The organism is Sorangium sp. So ce1036, assembly GCF_051369805.1.
Taxonomy (GTDB): Bacteria; Myxococcota_A; Polyangia; order Polyangiales; family Polyangiaceae; genus Sorangium; species Sorangium cellulosum_F.
In genome coordinates, this window is sequence record NZ_JBBMOX010000001.1 from 3,412,015 (window position 1) to 3,430,344 (window position 18,330).

Below are 18,330 nucleotides of genomic sequence, written 5' to 3' on the forward strand. Positions count from 1 at the left end.
CCCCTCCGGCGCTGGCCAGCCTGACGCCCCACGCTGGCAGGGGGCTCGCGCCCCGCGGACGTCACGGCCCTCGTCGCCGCCCACAAGGAGAGGCTCATGAAAAGGACTTGTTGCATCTTGCTCGCGCTCCCCGCCTCCGCGCTGGGCGCGGGCTGCGGGGACGAGGCTGCCGGGGAGGGCGTGACGCTGCCGTGCTATCCGGCGGACCCCGCGCTGGCCGACGGCGACCCGGACGCGCTGTACGCGGCCAGCGACATCCCGCGCTTCGACTTCCGGCTCCACGAGGAGACCTGGGCGGAGCTCCGGGCGAACGCCCGCGAGGAAGAGTACGTCGAGGCCCAGGCGTGCTACCGGGGCAGCAGCCTGGGCCTCGTGGGCCTGCGCTTCAAGGGCGGCTACGGCACCCTCGAGATGTGCTTCGAGGAGCAGACACCGTTCCCCTGCCCGAAGCTCAGCATGAAGGTGAAGCTCGACGAGTACGTCGACGGACAGCGCCTCCATCGGCAAAAGCGCCTGAACTTTCATGCCATGATGCGCGATCCCACCAAGATCCACGAGCGGATCGCCTACGATCTCTACCGGGACATGGGCGTGGTCGCCCCGAGGAGCGCGTGGGCCACGCTGCACGTGAACGGCGAGCCGCTCGGCCTCTTCGCGATGGTCGAGGACGTCGACGGCCGCTTCACGGAGAACCGGTTCCCCGAGGATCCGGACGGCAGCCTCTACGAGGCAGCCTGGCCGGTCTCGACGGACGACGACTACTACGCCGAGAGGCTCGAGACCAACGAGGAGACCGCCTCGCACGAGCGCTTCATCGCGTTCGCGAAGGATCTGGAGTCCGCCGAGGACGCGGACCGCCTCGCCGCGCTGTCGAGGTGGACCGATATCGAAGAGCTGCAGCGCTACATGGCCGTCGACGACGCGATCCTGAACTTCGACGGGATCACGACGTTCTATGTCGGCGAGGACGGCTCCGCCGAGAACCACAACTTCTTCTTCTACGAGGGGCCCTCGTCGGGCAAGTTCCGCCTCGTCCCGTGGGATCTCGACAACACCCTGAGCTGGGGCGCCTCCCGGTTCTTCGGCGAGGTGCCGCGCTGGGCGGAGACGCCGGCGACCTGCCCCGCGTATTTCGACGTGTACCAGGGCAAGAATCAGGTGCTCGCGCCCGGCTGCGACGTGCTGTTCAGCGCCCTGCGCCAGGACCTCGCGGGCTACCGGAGCGCCGTCCGGGAGCTGCTCGAGGGGCCGTTCAGCGAGGGGCGGCTGGAGGAGCAGGTGGACCGCTACGCGGGGTTCATCCGCGCTGCCGTCGAGGACGACCCGTACGGGCCCGACCTGACGACGTGGAGGCGGGACGTCGGGATCCTCAAGAGCGAGCTGTCGCAGATGCGAGCCCGCCTGAAGGGCCTCCTCGGCGACGCGGAGCGCGGCGACTAGCGGGCTCGCCGCAGAGGCATCGGAGGGCGCGGGTCACCCGAGCGCGCGCACCTCGTACCTCGGCGCGCGGATGACCCCCTCGTCGCTCAGGAGGTCGCACAGCGCGGGATCGAGGAGCACGTCGGGCACGCGGCGGTGCTCGGGCCCGAGGGCCATCAGGCCGCCGATCAGCCGCGCCCCGTGGCTGTAATCGACGTAAGTGTCCTCGTGCGGCAACCGCCGATCGAGCGACGTGTCGAGCGGCTGCCACGGCGCGCCGTCCGCCCTGTGGAAGCCGTAGATCGCGAGCCGCCGCGGGTGGTGGCGCAGCCGGTTCGTCACCACGACGTCCTTCTTGTGGCCCGCGAGCAGCTCGCCGAGCTCGCCGATCCGACGCTGCTCGATGGCCAGGTGATGCTCGAGGAACCGATCCATCGTGGCCATCCTGGTCCCGTCCTCGGGGGGAAACGGGATGGCCGTCTGCTTCCGGGAGGCGGCATAGATGTCCTTCACGAGCTTCTTCGTGGGCAGCACGCAGCCGCAGGCGTCGGCGACGCGCTGGGCGGTGACGCCGGTGAGCGGCATGCGCAGGAAGTCGGTGTCCGAGCCGACGGCCAGGTAGTCGGCGCACACGTACACGACGCCCTGCTCTCCATCGGGCGCCTCCACCGTGACGTGATGGAAGCGCCGCAGGAAGGAGGGCACGTTCCCCCGCAGCACCTCCTCGAAGAACAGCGCCTCGCGCGCCGAAAGCGACAGGCCCCGGGCCCGCTCGTGAAATTGCGTGCCGGTCATCGCGTCCGGCGCCCGCGGCGGCAGCGCCTCGAGGCCCGTCCCGTCGAGCACGGGCGTGACCTCGGCGTGCGCGACCGGCGCGGCCGTCCGGGTCGACGCGTCGGCCGCCGCGAAGAACGCCGCCGCGCCGTCGGCGGACGGGCCGGGGTCGGTCAGGCGCACCTCGGGGCCGACGACATACCGGTCGTCCGCCGGCGAGGGCGGCCCCAGGCACAGCGCGTCGGCCGTGGGCTGCGGCCCCTTCGCTGGCGGCCCGGCCTCGAGCCGGGCGAGGCGAAGGAGGTCGCCGCGGGTCCCGTTGAACAGGTTGGCGTCGACGGTGTTGGCCGTGACGCCCGGCATCACGGCCCTGGCCGTGATCTGCCAGAACGACCACGCGGCCCAGGGATCCCAGGCCTCGAGCGGCTTCTTCTGCGCCCACGCCGCCCATTCCTTTGGGTCGGCCGGGGGCCTCGCCGTCACCGGATCGCTGCCGTACGTGTAATTCGCGATCCACAGGGGGCAGTCGACGAGCTCGGCGCTGCCGCCGAGATGCTGGTGCCAGAAGTTGTGGCGGGTGTAGAGGATGACCGAGCGGCCGGGATAACGCGCCTTCACCTCGCGGACGAAGCGCCGTGTCCATTCCTGGAGGGCCAGGGTGTCGTCCTGCGTCCAGCGATGGCCCTTGTCGCGCTCGTGCTGCGTCTCCTCCAGGTCGAGCACGATATCGAGCTCGCCCGGCTCCAGGGCGCCGACCACGCTGCAGACCTTCTGGGCCTGCTCGAGGGGATCCAGGCCCGGGAGCGCATAGTGATAGTACCCCCGGATGAGCCCTCGACGCGCGGCCTCGACGCGGTTGTACGCGAGCTTCCTGTCGACCGCAGCGGGGCCGTAGGTCGCGCGGATGAAGACGAAATCGAGCTGTGGGGCGAATGCGTCCCACTGGATATGTCCCTGGTGGACCGAAACGTCGGCACCGCTCAGCATGAGCCCCCCCTATCCCCTTGGCACGCGGCGCGTGCGTGCGCCGTGTCCGAACGAGCAAGGTAGCTGAATCTTGCCTTCGCGGAAAGCGAGCCTGTGCGCGCGAGGACGCGCCGGCGGGGGGATGCGACTCGGCATGTTCGTCAGGCAATATGTCCGCGCGGCGCGGTGTTCCCCGCTCTGCCGGCGGCGAGCGAGGCCGGCGCCGCGATCCCGGGCATGCGCGACATCGCGCCGATCCGGGGGATCATCCGTCCGCCACGCCCCACGCCGCTGCGAGCGCGAGGGGGCGGGCGTGCTCCGGCACGACCTCGAGGAAGCTGTGGCGCAGGGCAGGGGACTCGATGGCGTCCGCCTCGGCGTGGCGCTGGTCGCGGGCCGCCGCGAGCGCGGCCCGGGCCACCCGCTCGGGGCCGCCCCGCTGGGCGTGATGCTCACGTGGGTCATGTCACGCTGCGATCCGTGACATGTCACGCCGCGACCCGTGACATGTCATGGAAAACGGGCCGCGCCCGGCGGCGAGCGGCCCGTCGTCCAGCGCGTGAAGCGCGGCGGATCGAGAATCGAGCGGCCTCCGCGCCTGGCATATGGAGTGCAATGTGCCGCTCCGAGCGGCCGAGGAGCAGCGCTCTCCACAACGGCGCCGGCGCGCCGTGCTCGCAGGATCCACGAGCATTCGGGATCCGTCGCGCATGCGCGGCGATCAGGCGTGCGAAGCATCGAATCACCACGAGGCAGCGACTCAGCGGCCACTGCTCGTATTTCTTCGAGATCCTCGAGGCATCGCACGACCTGGCATGAGCCAGATTCACACGGATGACCAATATGACAATCGTAAAAAATGAAGTGATCGAGCTGCCGGAACGCACCAGGCTGGGTTCTTCTGCCGCTGACGGAGGGGAAAGGACGAGGATCGACGCTTGCAGGTTTCGAGCGCGGCTCGCGCGGGCTCTGGTGCTGGCAGCGAGCGTGAGCGTGGTAGGCTGTGGCACGCCCGAGGGGGAAGCTCCGGCGCAGGTCGCGGTCTCCACGGCCAAGCAAGCGCTCTCGACCCAGCTCGAGATCGCGCTCGGGTTCCCAGCAGGCTTTTCACAGAGCAACGTCGCCATTCATGCGTCGCAATCGTTGCGCATCGCCGGCGGGGCCACGCTGCAAGACGCGAACGGGGCGCCGGCGGCGGCGGTGAACATCGGCACAGGCCTCCTCGAGGTCAACGCCGGGACCCGTACGGGGTCGCTCATCGGCGGAGGGGATGTCTGGCTCGGGAGCCAGTCGCAGGCCACTGGCACGGTTCAGGCGGCAGGCGCCATCACCAAGCAAGCCGGCGCGGACATCATCGGGACCGAGCTCTCGGCCACGCCCCTCGGTCCGCTCGAGAGCCTGCGCTTCACGGTCGAGTTCCCGTCGACCGTCAGCGTACCGCCCGTCGGACCGGACACGACCGCCTCGCTGGCCCCGGGAGCTTACACGAGCGTCGCCGTCGGCGCTCGGAGCACGCTGGACCTCAGCTCGGGCACGTACTATCTCGATCAGCTCCAGATGCAGCCTCAGTCGATCGCCCGCCTCGACACGTCGGCCGGCCCGGTCATTGTCTATGTACGCGAGCTGCTCGATTTCAAAGGTGGAGTTCAGATCGTCGGCCCGGACAGCAGCTTCTTCCTGGCTTACCTCGGGACCGGGACCGTCTCGATCGAGTCCGCGTTCAACGGGACCCTCGTGGCGCCCAGCGCGACCCTGCGCCTCGCGCCGGTCGGGTCGCCCGGACATCGAGGGGCATTCTTCGGGCAAACGGTCGATGCCGCCGAGGCGGGCTCCACCATCACGTTCGACCCCTTCGACCATTGGTACGACGTCCTGAACATTCACCCGGTGGTCAAGTGCGTGCGACGCTTCAAGCACCCTGCGGGGGCCGCCCTCTTCGGCTACGAGAACGAGAGCGACTTCCCGGTCACGGTGCCGCTCGGCCCCGCCAACCAGCTCGTCCCTGCGGGAGACGTGGCGCCGCCCACGACGCTCTTGCCCGGGGCGCATGACAATGTGTTCTTCGCGCCCTTCGATCTGAGCGGCAGCCTCAAGTGGCAGCTCGCCGGAGAGACGGCGACCGCGAGCTCGTCCAGCCCCGCCTGCGATCTGGGAGATGTCCCCCCGGAGCGAGAGCCCACCCCGTCGCCCGCCGTCGTCCCCATCGAGCGCGCGAGCGTGTCGCTCTCGTCCGTGAGCGCGCAGCTCGCGCCGGAGGTGACGACGTCTGCCACGTCGCACCTGGCATCGGAGGTGTACGGCGACTTCGTGGGCCCGCAAGTGGGCAACACGAGCAACGAAGAGGCGGGCCCCGCCGCCTTCACGTTCACGGTCACCTCGCTCAACTTCGATGATAGCGAGGGGCTGTGTGGTACGGTCGATCCGTTCGTCGCCAAGCTCGTCATTGACGGTCAGGACAAGGGGCAGGCGAGCAGCGGCACGGTGCAGGTCGCCCGCGACCGGACCACGGTCCACGTCTCGGTCGACGTGGACGACGACGACGCATGGTTCTGCCTGGGGGACGAAGACCTCCAGGACTACGAGTTTGACGTCGATCTTTATTCCGGCGCCACCGCCGCGAACGAGACGTGCATCGACGGCGGCCGCATGTGCTTCACCGCGACGCCGATCGCGAGCCCGGACATCTGCTTCGACTGGAACGCGCAGTTCATCGACTCTGGACCCTGGACTGGCGTCGGCAGCGAGGACTTCCTCGCTGGCAAGGCGGTGCAGCCGGTCCCGGCGAGCTTCGCGCGCTACCAGATCACGATGACGAACTCGACCGGCGTGTTGTTCGACCGCGGCGGGGTGCTCGACCGCAACGGCTGCGTCCCGCGACCCAAGCTCCCCGTTCGCTCGCACTGGCAGCTGGGCACCGACCTCCAGATCGCGACCCGCGTCATCAGCCAGCACTGCCTGGACCCTGCGGGGACCAACTGCGCCATGAACGGCTCGGAGCTCACCGGGGCCAACGTCGTCGTGCGGCAAACCGGGCAGAGCGGGCCGGCCTCCATGTGCGCGATCTACGCGGAGAACCTCGGGAGCGTTACCGACGCGACGTGCTCGGCCCGCCAGATCGATTGGCCCGCGATGCCTCCGGCGCCCCTCCGCCCGGTCTTCACCGAGCACAACTCGATCACCCGAACCAGCGCGGCGATCAGCCAGATGCTCCAGCGTGAAGACGCGAGCGGAGGTGAGCTTGGCATCGTACGTGCGATGATCGATCATCGCTACGAGGGCGATGGTCGGGTCCAGATCGTCGTCGACGAATTTTGCCTCACCAGCGATCCCTGCACGGGGGAGCAGCTCCAGACGAGCTGCAGGAGCCAGAACTCGCTGATCCTGGAGCCTGACGGGCTGGTCGCTTCGACGACCCGCTTCAAGTACATCGTCGCACACGAGTTCGGTCACTTCATTCAGGGCAACGGTCAAGGGCTGATGCGGCAGAACTACGGCTGCGGCGCGGGCGACCCCAGCCAGCCCGCGCTCTGCCGCTGCGATGGCGTCCCCCCCGATCAGCGGCTCCATTGCCTGCAATCGATGGAGGAGCCGAACGCCGCGCAGATCGAGGGGTTTGCTCAGTACTTCGCGGCCAAGGCCTTCAACGCCGACATGGAGTCGGACTGCACGTTCGTCTACTACAAGCCGATATCAAGCACGGCGTGTATGCCGGGGGTGACCGATTGCGCGCTCGACCCGGACACCGAGCTCTACGTCAACCAGCCGCCGATCCCGGTGAGCTGCAAGCAGGCGGTCCGGTGGCGCAACACGCACTGCATCGACGAGAGCTCGTCCGCCGACCTCCTCTCGTTCGGCACCGAGTACGATTGGCTGGAGTTCCTCTACCGGATCGACAACCACCCGATTTCGGCGGAGCGCTGGAGGATGAAGGATATCTTCAACGCCTACATCGCCGCGTGCAGCGAATCGGCGGAGAATATCCAGGCCTGCACCGACAAGCGCGTCAGCTGGGATGGCGGACTGGACCACGAGAGCCTGCTCGACGGCGTCGCCTTGCTCGTGACGGAGGGGTTCAAGACCCCCGAGGCGGCGGAGAATTTCGAGAACCTGGGTGACGAGTTCGGGGTGAGCGACGTGCCATGAATACGAGCGGTTCGATGACGTGCGCGATCGGTGTCGCTCTCTGCGCTCTCCTGGTCGTACCCCTCGGCTGCCAGCCCAGGGCGGAGCGCCCGGAGCCAACCGTCGTGCCTGGAAGCAACATGGATCCGGTCGGCCCGGAGGTGACTGGCTGGGAAGTTGCCTCCGCCGACGGGGCCGTGTGTCGGCACCCGGCGGTGGTGGCTGAATGCGCGGACGGTTGGTGTCGCATCCCGCCAGGCTGCTTCATCATGGGCTCGCCGGAGAGCGAGCTCTGGCGTGGTCAGTACACCGAGGTTGCGAGGGCGGTCACGCTCGAGCGCGGGTTCGAGATCGGGCAGTTCGAGCTGACGCGCAAGCGGTGGTCGGAGCTCGTCAGCGTCATGCCAGAGAAGCCGGAGAAGGTGCAGGAAGGCCCGGTGACCTGCAAGGACGACGAGTGCCCGCTCCGCTACGCGACGTGGTTCGAGGCCCTCCTGTTCGCGAACCTGCTCTCCGCACGTCACGAGCCGCCGCTCGCGCCCTGCTACGAGCTCTCCGAATGTCGAGGCGAGCTGGGCCGCGGCGTGGTCTGCGGTCGCGTGGACCTCGCGGGCGGCGCGGCGAGCGTCTACGAGTGCGAGGGCTATCGCCTGCCGACGGAGGCAGAATGGGAGTACGCCGCGCGCGCGGGGACGAGGACGGCATACTACGGAGGTGACATCACCGGAGCGAATCCGGAGGCGCGCTACGACCCCGAGCCGAGCCTCGAGCCCATCGCATGGTATGACGTGAATTCAGGAGGGCGGACGCACCCCGTGGGGACGAAGCGCCCCAACCGCTGGCTGCTGTTCGACATGCTCGGCAACGCCTCCGAGTGGACCAGTGATCGACCCGTCTTTCGCGAGGTCGAGGGGCCAGTCACGAACCCTGCCACGGAGATCGCCGTGAGGACCGACGCGCCGCAAGATCTGCGCGTGACCCGAGGAGGCAACGCCGCGGGATCGAGGTATCAGCTGCGAGCGGCCAGCCAGAACTACCCATCATCGGATGCGGTGCACCGAGGCGTCGGCTTCCGGCTCGTCCGAACCATCCAGTGAGACCCCGCCCTCGCGCGCCTGGTTGGGCGGCGGCGCCTCGCGCCATCCTCAGGCCCGGCGAGCGGGCTGCTGCGGACCTCCCGCGGCAGGGCGCGTCGTGGAGCGATCCGAGGCGATGGCCGCGGCCCGCGGCCTATACTCGGCGAGAAGCCATGCGCGCCCTCGTCCTCCACGCCCCGAAGAGCCCGCTCGTCCTGGAGGATCGGCCCGCCCCGCGGCCGGGGCCGGGGGAGGTGCTGCTCCGCGTGCGCGCGTGCGCGGTGTGCCGCACCGATCTGCATGTGGTCGACGGCGAGCTGCCGGACCCCAGGCTGCCGCTCGTGCCCGGGCACCAGATCGTCGGCGAGGTCCTCGAGGAGGTGCCCGCGGCCGGCGAGCGGCCGCGGTTCGCGCCGGGCACACGCGTGGGCGTGCCGTGGCTCGGGTGGACCTGCGGCGCGTGCGCGCACTGCCGCGCAGGGCGGGAGAACCTCTGCGACCGGGCGCGCTTCACCGGGTACCAGATCGACGGCGGCTACGCGGAGCTGGCGGTCGCGGACGCGCGCTTCTGCTTCCCCATCCCCGACGGCTTCCCGGATCTGTCGGCCGCGCCGCTGCTCTGCGCCGGGCTCATCGGGTACCGCACGCTGCGCATGGCGGGGGACGCGGAGCGGATCGGGATCTACGGGTTCGGCGCCGCCGCCCACCTTGTGGTCCAGGTGGCCCGCTTCGAGGGCCGGCGCATCTTCGGCTTCGTCCGGCCGGGCGACGACGTGGCGCGGGCGTTCGCGCTGTCGATGGGGGCGGCGTGGGCGGGCTTCTCCCTCGACGCGCCGCCCGAGGAGCTCGACGCGGCGCTGATCTTCGCCCCGGCCGGCGAGCTCGTGCCCGCCGCGCTGCGCGCGGTGCGCAAGGGCGGGGTCGTGGTGTGCGGGGGGATCCACATGAGCGATATCCCCTCGTTCCCGTACTCGCTCCTGTGGGGCGAGCGGGTGGTGCGCTCGGTGGCGAACCTGACGCGCCGGGACGGCGAGGAGTTCCTCGCGATCGCGCCGCGGGTGCCGGTGCGGACCGAGGTGACCGTCTACCCGCTGGAGGCGGCCAACACCGCGCTCGACGATCTGCGGAACGGCCGATTTTCCGGGGCGGCGGTGCTCGTGCCGTCGTGAAGGACGGGACGGCTCGCTGCCCCTTCATGCTCGCTGCCCCTTCATGAAGGGAGCAGCGAGCCGTCCCGCCACCACGTGCGGCAGCAAAGGAGCTTGCCGTGCAGGACGACCCTCACGCGGTCACCCCTGGGGTCAGGCACCTTGTCGACGCTCATCTCGTCGGGGCAGCTACATCGCGCTCATCGCGACGGGCAAGCGAGAGCCGGGCCAGCGCTGCTGCGGGAAGTCGGGCCGAGCGGCGAACCGCCATGACGCCAAGGACGCCAAGAAACCAGGGAAGTAGAAGGGGAAATGGAGGGACAACCCTTCCCCTCTCTTCTTGGCCTCGTTGGCGCCATGGCGGTTCTTCTGCTGATCCGGGGCAACTCCCCGCAGTCGTGCTAGGGTAGAACTCTGATCTCGGTGGTGCAGGAGCCCTCCTTGCAGCGCGCCACGACTGCCGCCTCGCTCGGGTTGTCGAGCGCCTTGCCGTCCTCCGCGAGCGGCGGACCTGCGGCGCAGTCGCACGGCGGGTGCGTGGCGGCGCAGATCGCTTCGGCGGACTCGAACGCGTCCCTGTCCTCGGCGTCCACGCCGACGAACAGGAGATCTCCGCAGCAGCTGGTGATGTGCTCCAGCACGACGCAGTCGCTGGCCTGTTCGCAGGCCTTGCTGAACACCGGAAAGCTCGAGTCACGGCACGTCAGACCATGGCTGCTCTCGCCCCCGGCTCCGCCGCCCCCTGCGCTCGCGGCGCTGCCGCCGTCGCCGCCGCCCCCTGCGCTCGCGGCGCCGCCGCCGTCGCCGCCGCCCCCTGCGCTCGCGGCGCTGCCGCCGTCGCCGCCGTTCCCGGTGCCTCCCGGACCTGCACCCGCGCGGCCGCTCCCACCCGCGCCGCTGGTGCTGGATGAATCCGCGATCGCCGGCTCATCGCCGTCATCGCTGCACGCCGCCGCTCCCAGCGCCGCCCATGCGATAAAGCCACCACGAGCCAACCAGAGAAAGGTTTTGCCTGTCATGGCCGCCGTGTCGAGCACGGGGCATGCCGGCTCCGGCCGTGTGGGAAACGCTGGTATGCTGTGTCATTGCGAGTCACGATCGGACCTCGGGTGACGGGGCGATCAGGCTGACATCGAGGGCGACGGTCAGGGGGGCTGGCGTTCACGACCATGAGCTCGGCGTCTCCGTCCGATGATCCCCGGCGCGGGGGCCCCGCGATGTTCCGCGGCTGCGGGCCATCGCGGGGCCTTCTGCGTTTCAGCGCCTGCGGCGGCGCGCGAAGAGAACGCCCAGGGCCACGAGGGCCGCGAAGCCGCGCCCGCTGCTCTCCGCGGATCCGCCTGCGGCGCTGCAGCCGCCGCCCAGCTCTTCGCCGCCGCCCGTACCGCCCGTACCACCGGTGCCGCCCGTACCGCCGGTGCCGCTCACGCCACCCATACCGCCCTGACCGCCGGAGCCGGCCGTACCGCCGGTACCGCCATCGGTGCCGCCCATTCCACCGGCGCCGGCCGCGCCTCCGCTTCCGTCCAACCCACCGGCGCCGTTCGCGCCGCCCATTCCGCTTCCGCCCTCGCCTGCGCTTCCGCCGGCCCCGCCCGCGCCGCCTGCGCCTCCGCTTCCGCCGGCCCCACCGGCGCCGCCCGCGCCGCCCTCGCCTGCGCTTCCGCCGGCCCCACCGGCGCCGCCCGCGCCGCCTGCGCCTCCGCTCCCGCCGCTGCCCTCCGGGGTGACGCCGCCCTCGTAAATCTCCGCGACTGCATGCGCCTCGGGGTCGCCGTCGCTGGACGAGCAGCTCCCCGACAGCCCCCCGAAGACCAGGACGCGATTGCCATCGAGCAGCACGGACGACGGCGAGCGGCGCAGCCTGCTCATGGTCTGCACCATCGACCAGCCGTTCGTCACGGGGTCGTACACCGCGGCGCTGCGGAGATCGCACTGGTCGCCGCCGGTCCATTCCGTGCCGCCCGCGATGAGCACCATCCCGTTTCCGAGCAGCGTGGCCGTGTGACGCCGGCGCGCGACGTCCAGGGGCCCGGTCACCGTCCAGTCATTCGTCGCGGGATCATAGACCTGCGCGTGCGGGACGTTCGGCGCGCCCGTGACCAGCACCCGACCGTCGCCGAGCAGCGTCGCCGTGAAATCGGCGGGCGGCATGAGCAACGCGTGCGTGGGCGTCCAGGTATTCGTGGCCGGGTCATACCGATCGGCGCCGTCGCCGCTCACCACGAGCACGCTGCCGTCGAGCAGCCGCGTCGCCCTGTGCCCGGAATGCGCGAAGGTCAGCGTCCCGGCCGGGGAGAACGCCCCCGTGGCCGGATCGTAGAGCTCCGCCGTCGCCGGATTGCCCGCGCCGCCGCTCACCAGCACCCGCCCGTCTTGCAAGAGGACCGCCGAAGGCCCCGAGCGCGAGGCGCCGAGCGAGCCCGTCGCGGCCCAGGATCGCGTCGCCGGATCGTACAGCTCGGCGACCGCCGTCCCGCCGCCCACGGCGAGGATGCGACCGTCCGGGAGTTGCAAGAGCGCGACGCTCGGATCGTGGTGCGCGGCCATGGCGCCGGTGAGCGTCCACGTGTTGCTCGCCGGATCGTAGGCCTCGGCCGTCGACGGAGAGTCGCCGCCCACGACGAGGACCTCGCCGGTCGAGACCCGGATCGACGCGGGCTTGCGGCGCGCCTGCGAGAGCGGCGCGGCGTCGCTCCAGGCGTTCGTCGCCGGATCGTAGAGGTTCGCGGACAGGGTGTCGTCCCAGTTGTTGTCGAACCCGCCGGCCACGAGCACGCGGCCATCGGCGAGCTCGGCCCACGTGCCGTCGTGCCGCGGCACGGGCATGTTCCCGGCCGGCGTCCACGCGGACTGGCAGCCGACCGGCGTGTCCCCGACGCAGGCGCCCGCCTGGCAGACGCCGTTCGCCGTGCAGCCGTCGGCGCTGCCGCACGCGGCGCCGCTCAGCGGCGTGCACGTGCCGTTCGCCGACGCGCCCGCGTTCACCGAGCACGCGTCGCACGAGCCCGCGTCACACGCGGTGTCGCAGCAGACGCCGTCGACGCAGAAGCCGCTCGCGCACTCGCCGGCGAAGAGGCAAGGATCGCCCGGGGGCGCGAGGGCGAGCACCTCGACGCTCGCGCTCTCGCCGCCGGCCACGAGCACCCGCCCGTCCGCGAGCGCCGTGGCGGTGTGGCCGCTCCGGTCCGTGTTCAGGTACTTGCCGAGCGACCACCTCCCGCTCGCCGGATCATAGACCTCCGTGAGCGCGCCGCCGCCGGCGACCAGCACCCGGCCGTCGGCGAGCGGCGTGGCCGTGTGCCTGTGGTGGGGGACGTTCATCGGCGTCGCGGCCGTCCAGGTGTTGCTCGCCGGATCGTAGAGCGCCGCGCTGCGGTTCGTGGAGGTGAATCCCTCGCCGCCATAATCGGTGTAGCCGCCGGCGACGAGCACCTTGCCATTGCCGAGGAGCGTCGCGGTGTGCCCCTCCCGGTTCTGGATCGAGCCCGCGGCGGTCCACGTATCCGTTGCCGGATCGTAGCGCTCCGCGCTGCCGATGGGGTCGCCGGAGGCGTCCGCGCCGGCCACCACGAGGACCTTGCCGTCCGGCAGGAGCGTGGCCGCGTGGGAGGTGCGCGCCTGCGCTATCGGGGCCGCGGCGGTCCACGTATCCGTGACGGGATCGTAGATCTCGCTCGAGCGCATCAACTCCTCTTCGGACTCGCCGGCGGCCACGAAGATCCGGCCATCGGGCAGGAGCGTCGCGGTGTGATGTTCGCGCGGCGAGAGGAGCGGCGCGGCGAGCGACCACGTGTCCGTGGCGGGGTCGTAGATCTCGACGGCGTCGGTCACGCCGCCGACCACGACGACCCTGCCGTCCGGCAGGAGCGTCGCGGTATGGCCCGTGTGCCGCGTGCTCATCGGCGCGACGAGCGCCCATGTATTCGTGGCGGGGTCGTACACCTCGGCCGTCGCGCTCGTCCCGCCGGCCACGAGGACCCGCCCGTCGAGCAAGCGCGTCGCCGTGTGCCTGCGCCGGGCGACGTTCATCGGCGGCGCCACGTCCCAGCGTGGCGCCGTGAGCGCGGCGGCAGCCGCCCCGAGGCCGCGCTCCGTTGCGCGGCTTCGCGGGGCACCGGCGCCATCACATCCGAGCGCCGCGGCGAGCGGCGCGACGAGGAGGACGGGGGCGAGGTGGCGTAAGAATGAGGCTGAACGCATACCAGACGATAGCGGCCTCGACGTTCTGGCTCCTAAGGAAAAGCGACCGCCGAGGAATACTTCCTATGGGAGAGCCGGGACGGCCGGGAAGGGGCCTGTTGTGGCCAGGCTGCGCCCCGGCCCCACCGCGACGACCCCGGGACGAGCCTGGGTGACGCAGTACCCGTCAGGCACACGCCCTACCACGACGCCGGATATTCATCGTGCGTTGGAAGCCCTCCGCTGGGGCACCCCCACGACGCCCTGGATCCCCAGAAGATGTGATCTGTCGGGTCGATCGGCGGCGCCGCGTCCAGCGAGCCGGCCGGGATGACCATGATCTTGCCGTTGCGGGTCAGGCGCGGGACCGGAGAGCCGCAGCGGCTGCAGAACCACTTGCCGAAGCTCCTGGCCGTCGGGAGGTCATAGCGCGTGATGGCCGCCTCGCCTGACAGCCACCGGAGCTGGCCGGGATCGGCGGTCAGATTGGTTGCGTGCCCCGTGCCGGTGCCCTTGCGACACCGCGAGCAATGGCAATGGATCATCTTCTGGAACGGCGGGCGGACCTCGAACGTCACCGTTCCGCAAAGGCAACTACCGTGAATGCAGGGCTCGTTCATATGTCCTCTCTTCATGTGCCCGACGATGCGCCGAGCAGCAACCGTCAGGAGAGCACCTCGGTGGCAGTCTTCGCCCCGAGGACGTTCTCGATCCAGCGGTCGAGGGTCGCGACGTCCGAGCATGCCTGGATGCGCGCGCTCTCGTCCTCGGTGAGCACGATCCCCGCGCGCGCAAGCAGCCGCAGCAGGGTTTCCTTCTTGCCCTTGAGCTCGCCCTCGCGCATGCCCTCGAGCTTTCCCTCGCGCATGCCCTCGAGCTTTCCCTCACGCATGCCCTTGAGCTCGCCCTCGCGCATGCCGCGATCGATGAGCCTCTGCACGAACGGGGGAAGCTTCGCCTCACCTTCGATCTGCCGTTCCATGACCACCGCCTCCAGAGCCTGCTGCATGGGTTCGCGCAACCCGTCCCAGATGAGCTGAAAATAGACCATCGCGTGTTCCTGGTCGAGCCGGCCCAGGGCCGCGAGCGCCGCCTGGAGCACGATGAGCCCGTTCGGCCCGTTGCCATGCGCCACCGCCGACAGCACGGCGAGCTCCGTCTCCTTCTCCGCAACGGCCGGGTCGGTGATCTCGGGGACGACGGCCGGACCGAGCACCAGCGGCTTGATGCTGCCGACGCCCAGGCCGAGGTCGATGCTCTCCGCCGCCCAGGCGGCCACGCCAGCGTCCGGCGCGACCACGAGGACGACCGTGGCGCAGCGCCTCCTGGCGCGCACGCCCGTGACGTACATCGGCCACGAGAACTTCTTGTCCGGATCCACGTCGCGCTGGACCTCGAGGACGACAACAGATGGCTGGGCGGCAGCCATCGAGCACTCGCCCGCCGATAAGGGAAGCGTATGTGACCTACTGGATGCGCAATCGCTCGAAATCGTTAAAAGCTCGCTCAACAAGGTTCATGACCGCCCGACCGCTTGCCTGCCGCAGCATGGTAAGGTTCGGAAAATCAAAGGTGCACGGAACGAGGATCTTTTCGTCACGCTCCCACGGATACTCGGCGTTCTCGGGTGACGACAGTCGGCCGGTAGCGGGTGCGAGCTTCTCGATCTCCCGAGCGAGGGCTGTCGCATTCCGCTGAAGAGTCTGCAGCGCTGCGTCCTGCCCTCGATATTCGTTCCGAATCGTTTCGCAGCGGAAGAACTGATTGATGAACTCGACGAACCCGGTGTGATGCTTCACCAGCTCGTCCACGTCCGCGGCGGTGTCGCGGATGCGGTACGCCTTGGCGATCTTCTCGGTCGCCATCTGGAGGTGGTGGAGTGTGTGACATTGCGGGAAGCTGGGTTTCGTGAGCGCCGAGAAATGCTTGTAGACGTCCCAATCCGACCGCCCTTGAGTCGCGAACGCAACGGCAAAGGCTTGACGTCTAACCTCAGCGTCCATCACGCTGCCAACTCGTCGCGCGTAAACCTCTGCGCGCGGTCCAGCCTCCAACCTTTCGGAAGCTTCGAACCATCCGTCTGAAGCGCCTCGAACTCCGCGGGCGTCACTTCAGCGATGACCGTTGGGAATGGAACGTCCTGGGTCGGCGCAAACTCGAACGGAGTAACGCCTCCCGTGGCCACGGTCGCGGCGTTGACCTCCAGCAGCTTGATAGGCTCGGTCGCGCTGGCTTCGTTATCCGCGACGATGCGATAGACAGCTTGAAGATGCGGCTCGATCGCGAAGTGCTCCGCGATGAGCTCCCGAGCGACCTGATCCTTCGACGGCATGCTCGATCATACCCTCCGAGGGTTGCCCTGACAACCACGACGTGGTCGCGCTGGCGGACGTGCGGCGAGCGCATGCGCGAGGCGTCGTCGCTGCCCCAGCGGCTGCGCGACCTTCGACCGCGGACGCAGGAGGGATACCTGCTCGCGGTGCGGCAGTTCATCGATCGGGTAGCGCGGGAGCCGGAGGCGATCACGGACGAGGACGTCCGCGCATACTTCCTCTACCTCCGAGAGGAAGCTGGCGCCATCGAGCATCAACATCGCCGAGCACGCGCTCCGCTTCTTTTTCAGCCACACCATGCAGCGCGACTGGAAGGTGTTCGACTTGCTTCGGATCGACGAAGTTGCGTTTCAACGCAGGTCGGAGCGCCGCTCCGCCGCCGCGAAAACGTTATTTTTTTTAGGCAGTCGTCTCTCCGTACGTGGCGAGCGGAGGCGAGCACACCATGTCAGCCTCCTAGACAATTTCACGTGCCCCAGGAGCCTACCAGTCCGGATTGCTCGCGAGAAGGTTCTCGAGAAACCCCCGCCCATCCTCCGGAGCAAGCGGAGGCGTTGTCGTATGAGGAGGAATCCAGCGATGCTCGGATAGCTCGCTTTGTCGAGGGTCGTTCAGGTTGCGCTCGGATAACCATTTTCGAACCATGAAGTTGTAATACTTCTCCCGAGTTTTCTGCCTTGCGCCGAGCGGTGGAGGGCCAAGCGGATCGGTTTCAAACACGAGGAACCAAGCTATCACCTGCGGGGTAAGATGGTCTTGCCGGGGGGTCGCATCTGGACGCCAGAGATGGGCATGAACGTTCCTCCTGATATGCTCATGCAAGCCGTGTCGAAACATGCCACTCTTGAGCGTGCAGTAGCCGGGCGGACAGATCACGGCACCGTCCGGTGGGTGGTGGTGTCTATTCTTGTTTCTGATTGGGTGGGTCTCACCGCTGTTGCTGTACAGATACAGGTAGAGCCCCTGCCGCAGCGAGTCTGCGTGGACCCCAGTCTCAGCAACGAGCCGATTCTCTGCGGACACGTGGTAGGCGCGCGCTTCTTTCACCCAGGTCAGGCGCTGGACGGCCCGGGTAAAGTCATGAACAATTGGTCGTGACATGGTGCCTCATCGGTACGCTGGTCCCTGCAGAGAGGGGGGTATCGTGCATTGCATCCGTGGACCGCCGATGCATTCGAATCTGCATTTTGTGTCTCTCCTACGCATCGTGAGGAGGTACCAATGGACAACCCGCCATGTCAAGCCTCCGATACGAGGGGATCGGACGAACCGAACGACGCAACGATGCGGCGCGCTGCAGCCGCTGGCTACGTTGCTGGGAGCTGCCACGTCAGCGGACGGCCGAGGCCTCTTCGGCAGCCGGAAGCGTCGCCTTGCTGGCGTGAGGAGAACCCCACGCTCTGCTGCGCGACCGCCCGACGGACGCCATCGCGCGCCATCTCCGCGTATTCCGACGTGATCCGAGCAGCCGTTACGGCGACACGGCGACACCGAGCGCCGCCCAGATCCGTTCCCGGATCCCTGGTTCCTGGTTCTGCGTCGATCCCGTAGGTCCCCGGAGGGGTGTTCGCCGCGCGCCGGGCAGCCCGGAAGACCTTTCCTCCCCCCACCACCCAGGGACAACCTCGACCAGTCGTGTACTACACTCTCTGCCCCGCACCATGCCCACCCCCGAGGAGATCACCAAGCACCACGAGCCCGCCCCCGACCACGACCCCTGGGTGAACGGCCCCCCCAGGCCCGCGCCGATCGCCGTCGTCGACCCCGACGCGCGCTGGCCGCAGCAGTTCGACCTCGTCGCGCAGCGGATCCGCGCCGCCCTCGGCGACGCCGCGCTCGCGATCGAGCACGTCGGCTCGACCTCGGTGCCGGGATTGCCCGCCAAGCCGACGATCGACGTCGACCTCACCGTCGCCGATCCCGCCGACGAGCGCGCGTACGTGCCCGCCCTGTCGAGCGCCGGATTCACGCTGGTCGTCCGCGAGCCGGACTGGCACGAGCACCGCCTCCTCACCCTCGCCGAGCCGCACAGCAACGTGCACGTCTTCGGCCCCGATTGCCCGGAGGTGATCCGCCATCGCATGTTCCGGAAGTGGCTCATCGACCATCCGGAGGAGCTCGACCTCTACCGCCGCGCCAAGCTCGCGGCCGCCGCCGAGATCTCGGCGCGAGGCGGCACCGTGATGGACTACAACAGGCACAAGGAGCCCGTGATCCGCGCCATCTACGACCGCATGTTCCGCGCGAACGGCCTCATCCGCTGATCCCGCGCTCCGCCGGAGACGCGCGCTCTCTCTCCCTCTCCGGCTC

The 18,330-nt window shown here is 69.4% G+C and carries 14 protein-coding genes and 1 pseudogene; 7 read left to right on the top strand and 8 right to left on the bottom strand.

What is annotated here, in order from left to right; translation table 11 throughout:
- The first annotated feature begins 96 nt into the window (after positions 1–96).
- Entirely contained in the window at positions 97–1,440 is a 1,344-nt protein-coding gene (locus WMF31_RS13130; RefSeq protein ID WP_436602265.1) for a CotH kinase family protein, read from the top strand.
- 33 nt (positions 1,441–1,473) lie between these two features.
- Here WMF31_RS13130 and WMF31_RS13135 read toward each other — a convergent pair whose 3' ends face one another.
- Complete coding sequence (locus tag WMF31_RS13135; protein WP_436602266.1) at positions 1,474–3,180, bottom strand: glycoside hydrolase family 25 protein; 1,707 nt, start codon at positions 3,178–3,180, stop codon at positions 1,474–1,476.
- Between the two features lie 292 nt (positions 3,181–3,472).
- Here WMF31_RS13135 and WMF31_RS13140 point away from each other — a divergent pair, with 292 nt between their 5' ends.
- From WMF31_RS13140 to WMF31_RS13155, 4 genes are all read left to right on the top strand, one after another.
- Entirely contained in the window at positions 3,473–3,643 is a 171-nt protein-coding gene (locus WMF31_RS13140) for a hypothetical protein (protein WP_436602267.1), read from the top strand.
- A 503-nt stretch (positions 3,644–4,146) separates the two neighbouring features.
- Positions 4,147–7,302 (top strand): hypothetical protein, encoded by a 3,156-nt coding sequence (locus tag WMF31_RS13145; RefSeq protein ID WP_436602268.1) that lies wholly within the window; start codon positions 4,147–4,149, stop codon positions 7,300–7,302.
- A gap of 119 nt (positions 7,303–7,421) precedes the next feature.
- A complete protein-coding gene (locus WMF31_RS13150; protein ID WP_436606551.1) occupies positions 7,422–8,378 on the top strand; it encodes a formylglycine-generating enzyme family protein in 957 nt (318 codons plus the stop codon).
- A gap of 152 nt (positions 8,379–8,530) precedes the next feature.
- Positions 8,531–9,526 (top strand): zinc-dependent alcohol dehydrogenase family protein, encoded by a 996-nt coding sequence (locus tag WMF31_RS13155; protein WP_436602269.1) that lies wholly within the window; start codon positions 8,531–8,533, stop codon positions 9,524–9,526.
- A 380-nt stretch (positions 9,527–9,906) separates the two neighbouring features.
- Here WMF31_RS13155 and WMF31_RS13160 read toward each other — a convergent pair whose 3' ends face one another.
- From WMF31_RS13160 to WMF31_RS13185, 6 genes are all read right to left on the bottom strand, one after another.
- Positions 9,907–10,524 (bottom strand): hypothetical protein, encoded by a 618-nt coding sequence (locus tag WMF31_RS13160; protein ID WP_436602270.1) that lies wholly within the window; start codon positions 10,522–10,524, stop codon positions 9,907–9,909.
- A gap of 238 nt (positions 10,525–10,762) precedes the next feature.
- Positions 10,763–13,537: a Kelch repeat-containing protein gene (locus WMF31_RS13165; RefSeq protein WP_436602271.1), complete on the bottom strand. Its 2,775-nt coding sequence runs from the start codon at positions 13,535–13,537 to the stop codon at positions 10,763–10,765.
- Positions 13,538–13,887: 350 nt separating this feature from the next.
- Positions 13,888–14,307, bottom strand: coding sequence for a GFA family protein (locus WMF31_RS13170; RefSeq protein WP_436602272.1), 420 nt, complete (start codon positions 14,305–14,307; stop codon positions 13,888–13,890).
- Positions 14,308–14,351: 44 nt separating this feature from the next.
- The gene (locus tag WMF31_RS13175) at positions 14,352–15,200 is read right to left on the bottom strand and encodes a hypothetical protein (RefSeq protein ID WP_436602273.1); all 849 of its coding nucleotides are present in this window, start codon (positions 15,198–15,200) and stop codon (positions 14,352–14,354) included.
- The gene (locus WMF31_RS13180; protein ID WP_436602274.1) at positions 15,154–15,693 is read right to left on the bottom strand and encodes a hypothetical protein; all 540 of its coding nucleotides are present in this window, start codon (positions 15,691–15,693) and stop codon (positions 15,154–15,156) included. The genes WMF31_RS13175 and WMF31_RS13180 overlap by 47 nt, the downstream gene beginning before the upstream one ends.
- The gene (locus WMF31_RS13185; protein ID WP_129350034.1) at positions 15,690–16,019 is read right to left on the bottom strand and encodes a hypothetical protein; all 330 of its coding nucleotides are present in this window, start codon (positions 16,017–16,019) and stop codon (positions 15,690–15,692) included. The genes WMF31_RS13180 and WMF31_RS13185 overlap by 4 nt, the downstream gene beginning before the upstream one ends.
- Positions 16,020–16,091: 72 nt before the next feature.
- Here WMF31_RS13185 and WMF31_RS13190 point away from each other — a divergent pair.
- A pseudogene (locus WMF31_RS13190) lies at positions 16,092–16,205 on the top strand (hypothetical protein); the annotation flags it as partial.
- A gap of 298 nt (positions 16,206–16,503) precedes the next feature.
- On the opposite strand, the gene WMF31_RS13195 reads toward WMF31_RS13190, so the two are convergent.
- Positions 16,504–17,121, bottom strand: a complete 618-nt coding sequence (locus tag WMF31_RS13195; protein ID WP_242515178.1) for a hypothetical protein — start codon at positions 17,119–17,121, stop codon at positions 16,504–16,506.
- A gap of 560 nt (positions 17,122–17,681) precedes the next feature.
- On the opposite strand from WMF31_RS13195, the gene WMF31_RS13200 reads away from it, so the two are divergent.
- Positions 17,682–18,284: a GrpB family protein gene (locus tag WMF31_RS13200; protein ID WP_436602275.1), complete on the top strand. Its 603-nt coding sequence runs from the start codon at positions 17,682–17,684 to the stop codon at positions 18,282–18,284.
- Positions 18,285–18,330 lie beyond the last annotated feature (46 nt).

Excerpts from the sequence above, each read along its gene's own strand:
- WMF31_RS13130 (WP_436602265.1), top strand. The coding sequence starts at position 97 with ATGAAAAGGACTTGTTGCATCTTGCTCGCGCTCCCCGCCTCCGCGCTG.
- WMF31_RS13135 (WP_436602266.1), bottom strand. The coding sequence starts at position 3,180 with ATGCTGAGCGGTGCCGACGTTTCGGTCCACCAGGGACATATCCAGTGG.
- WMF31_RS13150 (WP_436606551.1), top strand. The coding sequence starts at position 7,422 with ATGGATCCGGTCGGCCCGGAGGTGACTGGCTGGGAAGTTGCCTCCGCC.
- WMF31_RS13155 (WP_436602269.1), top strand. The coding sequence starts at position 8,531 with ATGCGCGCCCTCGTCCTCCACGCCCCGAAGAGCCCGCTCGTCCTGGAG.
- WMF31_RS13160 (WP_436602270.1), bottom strand. The coding sequence starts at position 10,524 with ATGACAGGCAAAACCTTTCTCTGGTTGGCTCGTGGTGGCTTTATCGCA.
- WMF31_RS13165 (WP_436602271.1), bottom strand. The coding sequence starts at position 13,537 with ATGAACGTCGCCCGGCGCAGGCACACGGCGACGCGCTTGCTCGACGGG.
- WMF31_RS13170 (WP_436602272.1), bottom strand. The coding sequence starts at position 14,307 with ATGAACGAGCCCTGCATTCACGGTAGTTGCCTTTGCGGAACGGTGACG.
- WMF31_RS13185 (WP_129350034.1), bottom strand. The coding sequence starts at position 16,019 with ATGCCGTCGAAGGATCAGGTCGCTCGGGAGCTCATCGCGGAGCACTTC.
- WMF31_RS13195 (WP_242515178.1), bottom strand. The coding sequence starts at position 17,121 with ATGTCACGACCAATTGTTCATGACTTTACCCGGGCCGTCCAGCGCCTG.
- WMF31_RS13200 (WP_436602275.1), top strand. The coding sequence starts at position 17,682 with ATGCCCACCCCCGAGGAGATCACCAAGCACCACGAGCCCGCCCCCGAC.